Genomic DNA, 15,836 nt, shown 5'->3' with positions numbered 1-15,836 from the left:
ATTATTTAGAAAATATTTATATAATTAGCTTTTATCTTAAATTTAGAGGTAAAGTATGAAAAAAGTATTGATTATCTTGGCGATTTTATTTTTAAATTTTGCATACTCGCAAGAGGATTTGGTTGAAAAAGGAATTAAAGCCTATGAAAATGGTGATTATGTAAAAGCTGAAAAATATCTTAGAAAAGCTTGTGATTTAAATAATGGAACGGGTTGTTATAATCTCGGCATTATGTATAGTGTAGGCGAAGGTGTAAAAACAAATAGTTTTAAGGTGGTTGAATTATATCAAAAAGCTTGTAATTTGAACATTGGTGCTGGGTGTTATAATCTTAGCTTTATGTATGAAAATGGATTTGGTGTAAAAAAAGATGATTTCAAAGCTATAGAGCTTTATGAAAAAGCATGTGATTTAAATATTGGTTCAGCTTGTTCTAATCTTGGTGTCATGTATGAATTTGGCAAAGGAATAAAAAAAGATAATTTTAAAGCAGTGGAACTTTACCAAAAAGCTTGTAATTTAAATAATGGTGTGAGTTGTTCTAATCTTGGAACTATGTATATAAACGGAAATGGTGTCAGAAAAGATTATTATAAAGCTTTAGAATTTTATAGAAAATCTTGTGGTTTAAATGAAGGTTCAGGTTGTTCTAATCTTGGAGTTGTGTATATAAATGGATATGGTGTTAGACAAGATATTTCTAAAGCTTTAGAGTATTTTGGCAAGGCTTGTGATTTGAAATATGATAAAGGTTGTGAAAACTATGCAAGGTTTAAACAATAATGCAAATTGCACAAATTTTAGATGAGCTAAAACAACAAGATAATTTTAGAATTCTACGCTCATTAAAACATGAGGGAAAATATGTCGTTTATAATGGGCAAAAATTGCTAAATTTAGCGAGTAATGATTATTTAAATTTAAGCAATGAAAAAGCATTAAAGCAAGATTTTTTAACACATTTGAAAGAATTTGAATTTTCTAGTTCAAGTTCAAGAAGCTTGAGTGGAAATTATGCGATTTTTGATGAATTTGAAAGCTTTTTAGAAGCTAAGTTAGGCAGAAAAATCTTGCATTTTAACAATGGCTATGCCTTAAATGTTAGCTGTTTGCAAGCTTTAGCAAGCATTAAAAATACTTTGTTTTTAGCAGATAAACAAGTGCATGCAAGTATCATCGATGGTTTAAGGCTTGGCGGGGCTAAATTTATAAGATTTAAGCACAATGATATAAAGCATTTACAAAGCTTAGTGCAAAAGCATTATAAAGAATTTGAAAATATCATCATCGTAAGTGAAGCGTTATTTAGTATGGATGGAGATTTTGCACCTATAAAAGAATTCATAAATTTAAAAAAAGAGTTTAAAAATATCAAAATTTATATTGACGAAGCTCATAGCATAGGGTGTTTTAATGATGATGGTTTGGGTTATGTGAAATTTTTGGGATTAGAAAAGGAAGTGGATTTTTTAGTTTTTACCTTTGGTAAGGCTATAGCTTCTATGGGAGCTTGCATGATAAGTAATGAAAAAGATTTTTTTATCAACAAGGCAAGAGCTTTTATATACTCAACTGCCATTGCGCCTATCAATGTAGCTTGGACTTTGCATGTTTTTAAGCATTTGCACGAATTTAATGCTCAAAGAAAAGAGCTTTTAGAGCTAAGCGCTTGGTTTAAAAATGCTTTAGCAAGTAAAGGTGCAGTTTTAGGCGAGGCTTATGTGATATCTTTTATTTTAGGGCAAAATGCACTAGCTAGTGAAATTTCACAAAAGCTTTTAGAAAATGGTGTTTTTGCGCCTGCTATTAAAGAGCCAACCGTGGCTAAAAATACAGCTAGAATTCGCTTTTCTTTGCATACTGGGCTAGTGAAAAAAGACTTAGAAAAGGTTTTGGAGGTACTTTGAAAACTCATTTTTTACATGAAAATGCAAATTCGCGCGAGTTGATTTTATTTTTTTCAGGGTTTTGCTCACATTTTAGCCATTTTACGCATTTAAAAAGTGATGTAAATGTTTTAATGGTGTATGATTATGCGAATTTTGATTGGGAATTTGATCTTCATAAATTTGAAAAAATCACTCTTATTGGCTTTTCTATGGGAGTTTGCGTGGCGAGCAAAATTTTAAAAGATATAAAATTTGATAAAAAAATAGCCATAAATGGCACAAATTTACCTATAAATGATGAATTTGGGATTAAAAAAGCCATTTTTAAACTTACGATGAAAAGATTTGCTTTGGAAGATTTTAAAGCAAATTTGCTTGAAAAAAGAATGAATTTAAGTGATGAATTTTATTTTGAAAAAAACGAGCATTTAAAAGCAGAACTTTTAAGTTTATATGAGTTTTGCACTAAAGATTTAAACGAAAAATTCACTTGGGATAAAGCCATAATCAGTAAAGATGATAAGATCTTTCCACCAAAGCATGTTTTGAATTTTTTCAAAGAAAAGGCAATGTTTGTCGATGAGCCACATTTTGCATTTTTTAAATACCACACTTGGGAAGCACTTTGCAAACTTTCATAAGAGCAAAAGACACTTATAGTGCAAATACACCAGTGCAAAAAGACATGGCTAAAGAGCTTTGTAAAATGCTTAGTGAGAATGATTTGAGCGATTTTAAAGCGGTGTTTGAATTTGGCTGTGGGGTAGGGATTTTTAGTAAGGCTTTGCAAGAGTGTATTAAATTTAAGCATTATTTTTTAAATGACATTTATGCTTTTGAAAATCCTTGTAAGTTTGATGAATTTGGTATTTTTGATATGAATGATCTTAAAAATCATCATTTTTATACGAAAAAATTTGATCTTATAGCTTCCAATGCTTGCATGCAGTGGCTAAAGATAGATGAGCTTTTAGAAAATTTTGCAAGCATGCTAAATAAAAATGGGATTTTACTTTTTTCTACTTTTGGAGAAAAAAATTTCACTCAAATAAAACAAAGCACTAATTTATCACTTAAATATTTAACTTTAGAGCAAATTGCACAAAAGCTTTCTAAAAAATTTAAGATTATCAAGGCAAAAGAAGAGTTAAAAGAGCTAAAATTTGATGATACTTTAGAGCTTTTTAGACATTTGAAATTAAGCGGGGTTAATGCTTTGGGTGATAAATTTTTTATAAGCAAGGCATTTTTAAAAAACTACGAAAAAGAATTTCAAAATACCTTGACTTACCATCCTTTATTTTTTATGTGTCAAGTTTGTTAAATTTGATAGATATTTTTTTGCTAATTCTTCTCTTAGATAAAGCTTGTTAAAATCACTTATATCCATACATAAAGCAAAAGCATAAATTTGATGAGTTTTTTTATCTTTTATAAAACCTACGATTTGTCCGTATTTTTCTTTTCCCCAGCCTGTTTTTGCAAAAAACTCATAATGGCTATTTTCGCTAAGTTTTATTATATTTATAATTTCTTTTTGTATGTTTTTAGGATAATCTAATTTTAGATTTGCTAGTTCAAAAAGTAAGTTTGCTTGTTCTTTAAGACTAATTTGTAAAGAATCATCTATCCAAAATTCGTCGATTTTACTTATTTTTTGGTTGCCATAATTAAGTTTATTTAAGTTTTTTTGCATTTTTTCTAAGCCGATTTTTCTAGCTAGTTCTTTATAAGCAGGTAGTTGTGATCTTTGCATAGCTAGGGCTAAATTTGCGTCATTTTTCCAAGAGGGTAAAAATACCTTTTCACCTTTGTAGTGATAAAAAATTTCATTGGTATCTTTTACAATACCTTCATTCAGTGCGATTAGGGCATTGAAAATTTTAAAAGTAGAGGCAGGTAAAATGCGCTTGTTTGCTTTTTTAAAATCATTACTATAATAATTTTTGCCATCATAAGCTATAAAAACTCCACTTTCATTGTAATCTTTAAAAAGATCTTCTAAATTTTCATTTGCCAAAGCAAAAGAGCAAAAAAGACTAAAAAGTAAAAGTAATTTTTTCAATTTATTTCCTTTTTCATTAAAAAATTTTTCAATTCTTGCTGATCTCTTATAACAATATTTTCTTTGATGATTTTAAATCCTGCTTTTAAAAAGAAATTTTTAGCACTAAGGCTAGCAAAAGTATAAATTTCACTATAAGGATAGTTTTTAAGAGCAAATTCCAATAAAGCTTTGCCATAACCTTGATGAGCATAGTTTGTATGAGTAAAGCAAAGATCGAGTGTTTTTTCTTCTAAATTTATACTTATAAAAGATATGATTTGGCCTTTTTCTTCATAAACAAAACCTAGTTGATTTTGAAATTTTCTTTCCCAAGCTTTTTGGTCTATATTAATCCATGCATGAATTTGTTCTTTTGTGTAATCATTTTTACAAAGAGTGGATACGCTTTGCTTAAAAAGCTTGATACAAGAAGTTAAGTCTTTTATATCAAGCTTTCTTATCAAGCACTTTCCTTAAAGCCAAAGAAGCTAAAGCAAGTCCAAAAGAGGCTGTTACACCCATAAATGAGCCAAGATCTTTACAATGAGCTTCTTCATCTGAAAATACCACATCAAAATCCCCTTTAAAGCCTGATTTTCTAAGCTCATAGCGGAATTTTTTAGCTAAAGCATCGCCATGTGTTTTAAATATGCTTGTCGTTTTAATACGCGTTGGGTCAAGCTTTCTAGCTCCACCGGTTGATGAGATAAAAATTTGCTTTTTCAAATCAACCAAATTAGCCAAAGCAACCTTAGCAGGTATATCGTCAATCGCATCAATGATTAAATCAAACTCACTTAGATCAAAACTTTTCAAAAACTCATCATCGATTTTACTAACTATACCTTTGGCATTGTAAATGCGTTCAAAAACCTTAGCTTTTTCCTCGCCTATATTTTCGCTATGAAGTTGGCGGTTTTGATTAGTAGTTTCAAATTTATCCGCATCAATTAAAGTTAGATTGCTAAAGCCACTTCTAAAAAGCGCATCAACGCAAATTCCACCAACTCCACCAAGTCCGCAAACTAAAACTTTAGTGTTTTGAATTTTGATAAAATTTTCTTCATTAACAAGCCATTTTATACGCGTGTATCTATCCATTTTTTATCCATTTTTTGAGATTTTTCATTTGTTTATAAGCTGTTAGATCAAGCATTATAGGGGTTATTGTGGCATAGCCTTGTTTTAAAAGTGCTATGTCTGAATCTTTTTCATTTTCATGATCAAGATTAGCAGCAGCTAGCCAGTAGTATTCTACACCTCTTGGATTTGTATTTGAGTGTGCTTCATAACTATAAATTCTTTTACCTGCTTTGCAAATTTTTAAGCCCTGAAAGGCTGTTTTGCTAGAAGGAAAGTTGATATTTAAAAATTCTTTTTTATCTAAAGGAAAGCCCTTTTCAAAGATATTTTTGACTATTTTTTTAGTAAGTTTTAAAGCAAGTTTATAATCAAGCTCTTTTTGGCTATCTTTATAAAATTGTGATAAAGCAATGGCAGGAATTCCATGAAGTACTGCTTCCATTGCTCCTGCACAAGTTCCTGAGTAGGTTATATCCTCGCCTACATTAGCTCCTTTATTAATCCCACTTATGACAAGATCAGGCAAACGCTTTTTGTATAAAGCATGCAAAGCAAGATAAACACAATCTGCAGGCGTGCCATCATCAAGTTTATAAAATCTTTTACCAACCTTGTGAAATCTCAAAGGTTTGGTTAGTGTTATAGAGTGCGAGCATGCTGACTTTTCACTAGCAGGAGCTACTATGGTGATTTTAGCTTTAAAATGCTTTCTTAGCATTTTAATAAGTTTTTTTAAACCTTCACTTTCGTAGCCATCATCGTTTGTTATTAAAATTTCTTTCATATTTTTCCTTTTTTTAAATTTTAACATAAGTGATAAAATATTTTTTAAAATAAAGAAAAATTATTAATGGTGTTTTGTATTACAATTTATTTATAATTATGATAATATATTTAAATTTAAATATTCAAGGAGGAAAAATGCAAAAAATTAAATTCATAATGATATTTAGTGTATTTGTAGCTTTTTTTATCGGATGTTCTTCTAAAGAGCAATTTAATCCTTTGGCACGTTCTTTGGGCGGTGTAAATGATATTGATCCTTTAAAAATAGGTAAAAATCCAACACCACCTGCTAAGCAAAAAACACCAGCTTTAGTAGATGGGAAACATTTTCCTGCTATACCGCTTGTGCCACCAGTAATTACTACAAATACTTTTAAAGGAGATAATCCCATAAAAGGACCATTGCCAAGGTTAACTTCGGATAATAAATTTACTTCAAACGCTTTGTATGAAAATTCAGGTATTGCAAGTGATTTTGTAACTATTATGAATCCAAATGGTGCTGCATTAACTGTTTGGGCATTAAATCCAGGGAATTGGATATGGGGTTATAATTTATTTGATAGCAAGCCTTTTGGTGATGCAAGAGTTTGGCAGTTCATTGAATTTCCAAATAATAAAGTAATGATTAAAATGCAAAAACTTTAACTTGTTTAAATGCCTATGGAAATGGCATTGTGCATTATCCTTGTGATCAAAGCAATTTTGCTCAGTATTGGAGACTCTTTCCTATGAGTAATGGCGCTTATCAAATTCAAAATTATGCTACCCAACAATGTATACAAACAACAGTTGGAAATGTAATGGAGGAATTTTATTTTAACTATTATAGTATTTATTTGACGCCTTGTTTGAAACCAAAAGAAAAAAATTTAGATAGACAATGGAGTATAAGTGCGCCTGCTTTTCAAACAAGATCACCTTATGCTTATACAGGAGAGTAATAATGAGAAAGATAATATTTTTAATTTTTAGTTTTAATTTATTATTTGGAGCTTTAGAAAATTATAATAGTGGCACTTGGAATTTACAAGGCTCATCAGCTTCTACTGAAAGCAAATGGAATATTAGTATAAGACAGCTTGTAACGGGTGCTAATCCTATGGATATATTAGCTGTTCAAGAAGCAGGAGTTTTACCAAGTACAGCTATAATGACCCCAAGACAAGTTCAACCTGTGGGAGTTGGAATTCCTATTCATGAGTATGAGTGGAATTTGGGCTCATCAAGCCGTCCAAATTCTGTTTTTATATACTATTCAAGAGTTGATGTTGGGGCAAATCGTGTGAATATGGCTATAGTAAGTAGAGTGCAAGCTGATGAGGTTTTTGTTTTACCACCTCCAACCGTTGCTTCAAGACCTATTATAGGAATTCGCATAGGAAATGATGCGTTTTTTAGCATACATGCTTTAGCAAGTGGGGGTAATGATGGTGGAGCTATTGTGAGTGCTGTGGATAGTTTTTTTAGAAATAGACCAGAGATTAATTGGATGATTTTGGGTGATTTTAATAGAGAAGCAGGATCTTTGGTTTCTTTACTTGATCCAGATTTAAGAGCGCGTACGCGTGTGATCCCTCCAAATACTAATACTCAAACTAGCGGAAGGATTATTGACTATGCTATCACAGGAAATTCCAATACAGCTTCTTTGTATAATCCACCGCCAATCATTGCTCTTTTAGCTGTAGCAGGACTTAGAACTTTTTTAGCTTCTGATCATTTTCCTGTGAATTTTAGAAGACCTTAGGAGTAAATGATGAAAAAAATTTGTATTTTATTTTTTATGGTTTTGAGTTTTTTAAGAGCTGAGGTTAGTTTAGATGAATTAGAAGATTTTACACCTATGTTTGCCATAAGATCTTTAGAAACAGGAATTTCACTAAGTCCTTTTAGGTATAGCTCTGAAATACTAGAAGAGCAAAATTGGTTTTTAAAAGAAATAATACTTAGCGATGAGTTAAAAGAAAAAGACAGGTATGCTGTGCAACGCCCTTTTGGTTATGTGCAGTTTATAAATCCTAGAGGTGCTGATGTGTGTTTGGCTGTTTTAGATGAAAAAACTTTTGGAACAAAATCTTGTAAGCAAGATTTACAAGATGGACAAATGCAAACGGTTTTTTCTATCATGCCTACTACAAGTTCTGCTGTGCAAATCAGGTCTTTAACGCATGGTGGGGTAAAATGTATGAGCACTTTTTATGAAGCACGCGTGCCTATAGAAAATCGCTTTGGTTTAGATGATTGTACCGTAAATCCTTCTGTACCTATAGAATTAAAAGAATTATTTTTCTTTGCCCCTGCTATCGTTGAAGCAACTCCGCTTTATTAAAAATTTACTTGCTATTTTAGCAAGTAAATTTTACTTTTTTAACGCAATATTTATTCATTTTTTTAAGTCAAAAAAAGATATTATTTTAACTTTAAATTTAAAGGTAAAGCATGGATTATAAAAAAGCATTTTATTCAAAGTTAGAGGATTGTTATTTAGGTGCGAAAATCAAAAATTCGCAAAACCAAGCTAAAAATGGTTTTACAAATTTACTTGTTATAAAAGAAAAATATTTTCAAAAAATCAAAGACTATTTAGACACACAAAATCTTTATACAGATACTTATAATAAACTTTATAATTTTTTTAGCACCTATTTAAACGAAACAGGAACGCCGTTTTTTTACGATACACCTATGTATAAAAATATCTATGCAAGGGTATATTCAAATTCAAAAGACACAAGTCTTTTTTATAAAACACAAAATTTATACTATGTAAAATCAGATACTATTTATAATCCTTTAAGCTTGCAAAGTGAAGATAAAAAATACACTTTAAATTTTCTTACCGATGAGTATGAGCAAAATGCTGATAATAACAAAAATAAAATCAATTTTTATTTGCAAAATATACAAGATGATAATATAAACATAAAAGTGATAAATTCTAAAAATAATGATGGTGCAAATGTATTTAAACAAAACTCAAGTGAATTTAGTGATGTTTTTTTAAAGACTTTAAAAAATGCACAAATAAACATAAAAGAAGAAGAGCTAAAAAAGCTTTTTAAAACTTATAAAAAACAAAATGAAGTAGATTTTTTTATCCATAAAAATGCGAAAGAATTTTTAAAAGAACAATTTGATTTGTGGTTGTTTTCTTATGTGAATGATAGCATTACTGATTGGACTAAAGAAAAGATAGATGAGATCAACGATCTAAAACAAATCGCTTTTGCTATCATTGATATGATAGCTGACTTTGAAAATGAGTTAAAAGCTATATGGTTAAAGCCAAAATTTGCTAAAAATGTTCACTATGTATTTAGCTTAGATACTATTAAATCACACTCAAACAACGCTGATGAAATTTTAAAATCCATCTACAAAGATGTAAAATTTAATGAGCAAATTACAGAATGGAAAGAATTAAATTTCATAAATGATGAGTTTGATATAAAGTTTATAAACGATGAAAAATACAAATTCTTACCGCTTGATACAAAGTATTTAAGTGAGGAAAATTATTATAAACTTTTGCAAAGTTTTGAAAATTTAGATGAAATTTTAAATGGAGAGCTTATAAAAGCAGATAATTTTCAAGCACTTAACTCTCTAATGCCAAAATATCAAGGTAAAATAGATCTAATTTACATAGATCCACCATTTAACACAGGAAGTGACTTTGACTACAAAGATAAATTTCAAGATAGCACTTGGCTTTCTTTAATGCATAATCGCTTGGAATTAGCAAAAGAATTTTTAAGCGATAAAGGAAGTTTTTATTTGCATTTGGATGAAAATGCTGATTATTTTGGGAGAATTTTATTGAACGAATTTTTTGGAGAAATGGAGTGTAAAAAAATTACATTTGACACAAATGCTACCAAAGATGAAGAAGCCGATTTATTTGGATATAAAAGCTTTGGTAATAATTTTGTCTTAAAAAGCTCAACTATTCTTTTTTTAAAAAAAGCAAATAGCATTTTCAATAAACTGTGGAAGCCAAATAGAAATTCTTCTTTGTTAAATTTAGGACAGCTTGATTTAATAGGAATTTCTACAATTGAAACGCCTAAAAAATAACAGATTACGAATATTATATTCAAAAATGGAAAAATGGTAAATTATGTCATGAAAAGATTGACATTAAAGATGAAAAAATATATCCATTGGGTGATATTTGGAACGATTTGTATTCTTTTACTCAATCTGAAATGAGAGTTAGTGAAAATATATCTTTTTATAGTTCACAAAAACCGGAAAATATGCTAAGAAGAATAATACAGTCTAGTTCTGATGAAAATAGTGTTGTAATGGATTTTTTTGTAGGTAGTGGAACTACTTTGGCGGTATCTCATAAATTAAATAGAAAATACATTGGCATAGAAATGGGCGAACATTTTTATGAAAAATATTTAACATTTAACAAAGATACTAAGAAATATGAATATAGGTTGGGTTTGCTTGGAAGAATGAAGAATGTTATAGCTGGTGATATTGAATTTTGTGCTATAGATAAAAAAAGAAGATCATCTCTTTCTAAAATGATAAATTTTAAAGGTGGTGGTGCTTTTAGATACTATGAACTTGAAAGCTATGAAGAAAGTTTAGAAAATTGTGAATACAAACTTGATGAAAATTCACTTATAGATTATAGAAAATCACGCAAACTCATAAAAGCACTTAAAAAAGGCGAAAATATATGTCTTGATATGAAAGCTTATGATAAAGAATTTGATATATTTTTAACGATGTCAAATCTTTTAGGACTTCAAATCAAAAATATTTTTATAGATGAAAATGGCATAAAATCTTGCAAATTTGAAAACGATGAGATTATAAATTTAGCAAATATAGACTTAATTAAATATCCAAAACTAAAAAATCTAATTTGGTGGGAAAAGTGATGAATGAGAGTGAATTATATATTTATTTAGGACAAGATGAGCATTATATTACTCTTGATGAAATGAATTCGATTGTAAATACTATTAGTATAATTAGCAATGATTTGTGTGTAAAGTTGTTATCAAATTATCAAGATATTTCATTGGTTATATATCCATGTGAACAAGGTTCGTTTAAATTAAAAATTAAACATATGTTGTTAGGTGCAGGTGTTTGTATTTTGACTTGGCTCAATGAAAGTGAAGCTGGTAGAGCCTTTGTTGAAGGCTTAACAGGACATGAAACACCATATTATTATAAGAGGGCTGGACAAATTTTAGGAGATGTAATAAAAGGTGTATTGGAAAAAGATATATTTACACTCGAAAAAATAAATAACGAATTAGGTAATTGCGGGTATATTTTAGATAAATCTATAAAAGAAAAAAGCGTGTTGTATGAAGCAATCAATAAGAGCAAAACGATAAAATCAATAAGTTTTAACAATGAGAATAGCAATGCAATACCAAAAAAAGATTTTATTAATCATATTAAAAAAGGTGATATTATCCGTCAATTAGAACCTAATTATGAAATATTAGATTTAATAATTTCAAAATCGATCAACACTAAGCAACAAGGAAAATGGACGTTTGAATTATTAGAGACTAAAAAAAAGTTTAATGCAAAAATACTAGATAATGTATTTATGTCAAAATTTTTAGATGGTTTTTATCCGCTTAAAGAAGGTAATCAGGATGATATTATCAAGGCTTTATTACGCATAGATACAAAAATAAAAAATGGAAATAAGGAAACGGAGGAATACTTTATTCAAGAAATTTTTAATTTCAATGAAAATAAAATTAAAGTTATTCCTCAAGAATTTGAAAAATATCTGCAAGTAAAGTATGATTATAAAATACCAAGTCTTTTTAATTGAGATTAAAGGTAAAAAAGCTAATGCAAAATAACATTATTTTTTATACTATGCAAGTTAAAAAGTTCAAAGCAGGGTTTTATGAACTTGGCGATAGTGTGTATTTAAATCAAGAAAGTTTAGTAAAAACTTTTTTACATCCTAAGAGAAAATATTGATATGTATATTAAAAACATATTGTAAGATGAGTAGTTACAAGAATTTTCAGTATGTAAAAAATTCTTACATGCTGAAAATGATGAAAAACAATTAAAGCTTTAAAGGAAAAATAATGGCTAAAGCAAAACAAAACACAAGAACACATTTATTGTTAAATAAATTTATCCATGATAAATCACTAGTGCAAAAGCTTGATGAAAGTTATGATTTTAGTAATTTTTCTCAAGCTATAAATTTACAATTTTATCAGCAAGAAAGTGTTAAAAATGCTTTAGCCATACTTTCTTTTTATATGAAAGATGAGTTAAATTCGCATGAATATAATCAAGAACGCAGAAATCTTTTAGCATTTTATCAAGATGAAAGTGAGAATTTAAAACTACAAAAAGAACATATCGCAAGAGCTTCATTTTGGATGGCTACAGGAAGTGGTAAAACTATAGTTATGATCAAACTTATAGCTTTGATACATGAATTTATTAAAAATAATCAATTACCTAAAAAGCCTATCATGCTTTTAGCACCAAATGATAAGATTTTAAATCAATTCAAAGCAAATATAGCTAAATACAACAATCATCACAGCAATTTTATCAAAATAAAAGATTTAAAAGATTTTGAAAGCATAGAAAAAGAAGCTAGTTTGTTAAATGAAGCGGTGGTGTATTTTGCAAGAAGTGATTTACTTGAGAGTGAAGAAAATGTAGGCAAAGATAAAAAAGCAAAAAGATTAAACTATAAAAATTATCTTAATAAAGGTGGTTGGTATATATTGTTAGATGAAGCTCATAGAGGCGATAGTAAAACATCACTAAGAAAAAACTATTATCATGAGCTTGCTAGAGGTTTTATCAAAGAAGATGAATTTCCAAAAGGCTTTGTTTTTAATTTTTCTGCTACCTTTGAAGATGAAATAGACTTTATAACTTGTGCTTATAATTATAATCTTCAAAAATTCAATCAAGAAGGATATGGTAAAAATATAGCAGTTTTAAATGAGAATTTAGATTTTAAAAGTGAAAATAACGAAGAAGTAAAAATTAAAACGATTTTAGAAAGTTTTATAATTTTCAATGCTATTGTAAAATCAAAAGAAGAATTGTTTTTAAAAAGATCAGACTTTAAATATCATAATCCTTTAATCATAGCAGTTTCTGATAAAGTAAATACTCAAGATGCGGGTATAAAAGCGTATTTTAAAGCAGTGTATAATGTATTAAAAAATAAAGTAGATGTGAGCAATATAGCTTTAGAACTTTATGAAAAACTTCAAAATCAAAATTTGTATTTTGGTATAAATACACTAAGTGATGATTTTTTAAAATATATAAAAAATGCAAATAATGATGAACTTAGAGAAAATATTTTTTATGCAAATGCAAATGCAAAATTAGAATGTTATAGCATTAAAGGAAATGATAAAGAATTGGCTTTTAAGAGTAAAAATTCAAACAAACCTTTCATGCTTTTAAATATTTCAAATGCAAAAGAATGGGAAAAAGATTTTTTACTTGAGCTTGGGGTAGAAAGCATAAGTGATATATCACAAAGTCATTTTGAAAATATCAATAGCTCACAATCTTCTATCAATATAATGCTAGGAAGTAAGGTTTTTTCAGAAGGTTGGGATAGCAATCGTGTAAATTTAATTTCTTTTATCAATATAGGAAGCATTAATGCTAAAAAATATGTTTTGCAAACTATAGGAAGAGGTGTTAGAATAGAACCTTTCTTAAATATAAGAAAGAGATTAAATGCTTTAAAAGAGATGTTTAAAATTGATGAGCGATGTGTAAATTTAGCATGTGGTTTAGAAACTCTTTTTGTAATGGCAAGTGATAATGAAGCCATAAAAGCTATCATAGAGGGTATAGAATGTGAATTTATGGAAAGTAAGCATTTAAAAGGATTTAAAGAAACAAAATTGTCGTTTAATTTACCTGTGCCAAAATACAAAAATGAAGCAAAGCTAAAAAATATTTATAAAATTTCAGAAAAAGAAGCAAAATCTTTAAAAGAATTTATAAAATCTTACGATGAGGATGTTTTGATTTTAGAGCAGTGTTTGTATAAAAATTTTAAATATTCCACATTAGAAGAATTTTATAAATTTAGCGAAGGAAAAGAAAGTAAAATACAATCAGGAGACAATGTAGAATTTAATGAAAAAACAACATTAAAAACAATTAATAGCGTATTAAATTCTAAGGCCAAAGTTTTGGATAAATTTGTAAAGTTAGAAGAAGAAATAACGCACCATAAAAATATACAAGCAAAGTTAGATTTTGAAACTGTTCAAAAAATCAATAAGACTATAAAAGATGTTTTAAATGCAAAAAGCGAAGATGAATTAAAAGCAGATTTTGAAAATAAAAAAATAAATTTAGATGAGCTAATGCAAGGTATAAAAGAAAGTCAAAAAAGCAAGGAGGTGCAAAACTATATAATTAGTGCAAAACTTAGCAAGCATTATTATAGCCCTTTAATCATTTACAATAAAAATGATAAAGAAAATAAGATTAATTTTGCCATTTCTAATAAAAGTGAAAAAGAATTTTTAGAAGATTTAGAAAGTAATTTAAAATCATCTTTTTTTGAACAATATGAATGGTATTTTTCTAAATTGGTAGAAAATCAAGATGAAATTTATATCCCTTATTTTGATGAAGAACAACAAAAAGAAAGAAAATTTTATCCTGATTTTATATTTTGGTTAAAAAATAAACAAAGTGGAGATTTTTTTATATATTTTATAGATCCAAAAGGTTTAAAAATAGAAGATAATCCTAGATTTAAATTAAAAGGCTTTAAAGCAATATTTGAAAATAAAAATTTAAGCTATGAAGATAAAAACATAAAAGTAAATTTATTTTTTTATAATAAAAATTATACTTTTTCAGATGAATTAAAAGACTTTGTTAAATCCACAATAGAGGATATTTTCAAATGAAAACCTTTTTAGTTTGTGCTTTAGAGCCTTCAGCAAATTTGCATTTAAAAGAAGTTTTAAAAGCTTATAAAAACGAGTATAAAGAATTTGATTTAGTAGGAATTTATGATGAGAGTTTGTGTAAAGAATTTAGTCTAAGCTCCAAGCCACTTTATAGCTCACATGAGTTTAGTGCTATGGGTTTTATAGAAGTTTTGCCTCTCATTTTAAAAGCCAAAAGAGCTATAAAAGAGCTAGTAAATTTAAGCCTTACTCAAAAGATTGATGCGATTTTATGTATAGATTCTCCCGCTTTTAACATACCTTTTGCAAAGGCTTTAAAAAAAGCAAATTCTAAAGTAAAAAGAATTTATTATATCTTGCCTCAAGTTTGGGCATGGAAAAAAGGTCGCATACCTATCATAGAAAGTCATTTTGATGTGTTAGCTTCTATTTTGCCTTTTGATAGTGAGTTTTTTAGCAAAAGTACTTATATAGGACATCCACTTTTAGATGAGATAAAAGAATTTAAAAATCAAGAAGATGTAAAAAATATACTTTCAAAAAAAGATGATGAAAAAACAATCGCTTTCTTACCAGGCTCAAGAAAAAGTGAAATAAAACGTTTAATGCCTATTTTTAGAGAATTAAGCACTAAATTTAAAGGTAAAAAAATCCTTTGTGTGCCAGAGTTTAATTTAAAAAGACTAGAACTTTATGGAGATATAAATGGCTTTGAAATTCAAAACAATACCCCAAAAGTGCTTAAAAATGCTGATTTTGCTTTTATTTGTAGTGGTACAGCTACACTTGAAGCAGCTTTGGTCGGCACGCCTTTTGTGCTTGCTTATAAGGCTAAAGCTATTGATGTATTTATCGCAAGATGTTTTGTAAAACTCAAACACATAGGCCTTGCAAATATCTTTTTAGATTTTGCAGGAAAAAGCGAGCTTAATCCTGAATTTTTACAAGAGCAAGTGAATGTGGAAAATTTGTATCAAGCTTATCTTAAATACGATTATAAGGCATTTTTTGATAAAGTAGATTTTTTAAAAGAATATTTGCAATTTGCAAGTGCAAAAAATTTAGCTAAAATACTTTATGAAATCAAATAAGGA

14 protein-coding genes and 2 pseudogenes are annotated in these 15,836 nt (G+C 28.3%); 12 read left to right on the top strand and 4 right to left on the bottom strand.

All coding sequences use genetic code 11. From position 1 onward, the window contains the following. Positions 1-55 precede the first annotated feature (55 nt). The 4 genes from L8U00_RS02865 to bioC are packed head-to-tail and all read left to right on the top strand — an operon-like array spanning position 56 to position 3,214. Positions 56-784, top strand: coding sequence for a tetratricopeptide repeat protein (locus L8U00_RS02865; RefSeq protein ID WP_263679494.1), 729 nt, complete (start codon positions 56-58; stop codon positions 782-784). Continuing rightward, positions 784-1,908: an aminotransferase class I/II-fold pyridoxal phosphate-dependent enzyme gene (locus L8U00_RS02860; protein WP_263682458.1), complete on the top strand. Its 1,125-nt coding sequence runs from the start codon at positions 784-786 to the stop codon at positions 1,906-1,908. The genes L8U00_RS02865 and L8U00_RS02860 overlap by 1 nt, the downstream gene beginning before the upstream one ends. Beyond that, on the top strand, positions 1,905-2,531 hold the full coding sequence (locus L8U00_RS02855; protein ID WP_263708453.1) for a pimeloyl-ACP methyl esterase BioG family protein: 627 nt from the start codon (positions 1,905-1,907) through the stop codon (positions 2,529-2,531). Before L8U00_RS02860 ends, L8U00_RS02855 begins: the two co-directional genes overlap by 4 nt. Continuing rightward, positions 2,516-3,214: a malonyl-ACP O-methyltransferase BioC gene (bioC, locus tag L8U00_RS02850; RefSeq protein ID WP_263708452.1), complete on the top strand. Its 699-nt coding sequence runs from the start codon at positions 2,516-2,518 to the stop codon at positions 3,212-3,214. Before L8U00_RS02855 ends, bioC begins: the two co-directional genes overlap by 16 nt. On the opposite strand, the gene blaOXA is transcribed toward bioC, so the two are convergent. The 4 genes from blaOXA to surE are packed head-to-tail and all read right to left on the bottom strand — an operon-like array spanning position 3,188 to position 5,804. Further along, positions 3,188-3,955 carry an OXA-493 family class D beta-lactamase gene (gene blaOXA / locus L8U00_RS02845; protein WP_263682455.1) on the bottom strand — a complete coding sequence of 256 codons (768 nt, stop codon included), beginning with the start codon at positions 3,953-3,955 and terminating at the stop codon, positions 3,188-3,190. The two genes, bioC and blaOXA, sit on opposite strands and share 27 nt — an antisense overlap. Next, entirely contained in the window at positions 3,952-4,401 is a 450-nt protein-coding gene (locus L8U00_RS02840; RefSeq protein ID WP_263708451.1) for a GNAT family N-acetyltransferase, read from the bottom strand. The genes blaOXA and L8U00_RS02840 overlap by 4 nt, the downstream gene beginning before the upstream one ends. Beyond that, a complete protein-coding gene (locus L8U00_RS02835) occupies positions 4,385-5,038 on the bottom strand; it encodes a ThiF family adenylyltransferase (protein ID WP_263682453.1) in 654 nt (217 codons plus the stop codon). Before L8U00_RS02835 ends, L8U00_RS02840 begins: the two co-directional genes overlap by 17 nt. After that, positions 5,031-5,804, bottom strand: coding sequence for a 5'/3'-nucleotidase SurE (gene surE / locus L8U00_RS02830; RefSeq protein ID WP_263682452.1), 774 nt, complete (start codon positions 5,802-5,804; stop codon positions 5,031-5,033). Before surE ends, L8U00_RS02835 begins: the two co-directional genes overlap by 8 nt. Positions 5,805-5,941: 137 nt before the next feature. Between surE and L8U00_RS02825 the strand changes: the two are divergent. The 8 genes and pseudogenes from L8U00_RS02825 (at position 5,942) to lpxB (ending at position 15,833) form a co-directional block, all read left to right on the top strand. Continuing rightward, a pseudogene (locus L8U00_RS02825) lies at positions 5,942-6,750 on the top strand (RICIN domain-containing protein). Positions 6,751-6,752: 2 nt separating this feature from the next. Next, positions 6,753-7,556, top strand: a complete 804-nt coding sequence (locus tag L8U00_RS02820; protein WP_263663909.1) for a cytolethal distending toxin subunit B family protein — start codon at positions 6,753-6,755, stop codon at positions 7,554-7,556. A gap of 9 nt (positions 7,557-7,565) precedes the next feature. Next, positions 7,566-8,138: a cytolethal distending toxin subunit A gene (locus L8U00_RS02815; protein ID WP_263663910.1), complete on the top strand. Its 573-nt coding sequence runs from the start codon at positions 7,566-7,568 to the stop codon at positions 8,136-8,138. A gap of 110 nt (positions 8,139-8,248) precedes the next feature. Further along, a pseudogene (locus L8U00_RS02810) lies at positions 8,249-10,710 on the top strand (DNA methyltransferase). After that, positions 10,710-11,633 (top strand): hypothetical protein, encoded by a 924-nt coding sequence (locus tag L8U00_RS02805; protein WP_263708450.1) that lies wholly within the window; start codon positions 10,710-10,712, stop codon positions 11,631-11,633. Before L8U00_RS02810 ends, L8U00_RS02805 begins: the two are co-directional and overlap by 1 nt. Before the next feature lie 20 nt (positions 11,634-11,653). After that, on the top strand, positions 11,654-11,788 hold the full coding sequence (locus tag L8U00_RS02800; RefSeq protein WP_263708449.1) for a hypothetical protein: 135 nt from the start codon (positions 11,654-11,656) through the stop codon (positions 11,786-11,788). A gap of 113 nt (positions 11,789-11,901) precedes the next feature. Further along, positions 11,902-14,739 (top strand): DEAD/DEAH box helicase family protein, encoded by a 2,838-nt coding sequence (locus tag L8U00_RS02795; protein WP_263708448.1) that lies wholly within the window; start codon positions 11,902-11,904, stop codon positions 14,737-14,739. After that, positions 14,736-15,833, top strand: a complete 1,098-nt coding sequence (gene lpxB, locus L8U00_RS02790) for a lipid-A-disaccharide synthase (protein WP_263708446.1) — start codon at positions 14,736-14,738, stop codon at positions 15,831-15,833. The genes L8U00_RS02795 and lpxB overlap by 4 nt, the downstream gene beginning before the upstream one ends. Positions 15,834-15,836: the final 3 nt, after the last annotated feature.

The organism is Campylobacter sp. IFREMER_LSEM_CL2256, from assembly GCF_025771645.1.
Taxonomy (GTDB): domain Bacteria; phylum Campylobacterota; class Campylobacteria; order Campylobacterales; family Campylobacteraceae; genus Campylobacter_D.
Note: the sequence above shows the minus strand (reverse complement) of the source record. Positions and strands in the feature narration are given on the sequence as shown.

Coding starts and splice junctions, on each gene's coding strand:
- L8U00_RS02805 (WP_263708450.1), top strand. CDS start 10,710: ATGAATGAGAGTGAATTATATATTTATTTAGGACAAGATGAGCATTAT.
- L8U00_RS02860 (WP_263682458.1), top strand. CDS start 784: ATGCAAATTGCACAAATTTTAGATGAGCTAAAACAACAAGATAATTTT.
- L8U00_RS02800 (WP_263708449.1), top strand. CDS start 11,654: ATGCAAAATAACATTATTTTTTATACTATGCAAGTTAAAAAGTTCAAA.
- L8U00_RS02835 (WP_263682453.1), bottom strand. CDS start 5,038: ATGGATAGATACACGCGTATAAAATGGCTTGTTAATGAAGAAAATTTT.
- L8U00_RS02820 (WP_263663909.1), top strand. CDS start 6,753: ATGAGAAAGATAATATTTTTAATTTTTAGTTTTAATTTATTATTTGGA.
- L8U00_RS02795 (WP_263708448.1), top strand. CDS start 11,902: ATGGCTAAAGCAAAACAAAACACAAGAACACATTTATTGTTAAATAAA.
- L8U00_RS02865 (WP_263679494.1), top strand. CDS start 56: ATGAAAAAAGTATTGATTATCTTGGCGATTTTATTTTTAAATTTTGCA.
- L8U00_RS02815 (WP_263663910.1), top strand. CDS start 7,566: ATGAAAAAAATTTGTATTTTATTTTTTATGGTTTTGAGTTTTTTAAGA.
- surE (WP_263682452.1), bottom strand. CDS start 5,804: ATGAAAGAAATTTTAATAACAAACGATGATGGCTACGAAAGTGAAGGT.
- lpxB (WP_263708446.1), top strand. CDS start 14,736: ATGAAAACCTTTTTAGTTTGTGCTTTAGAGCCTTCAGCAAATTTGCAT.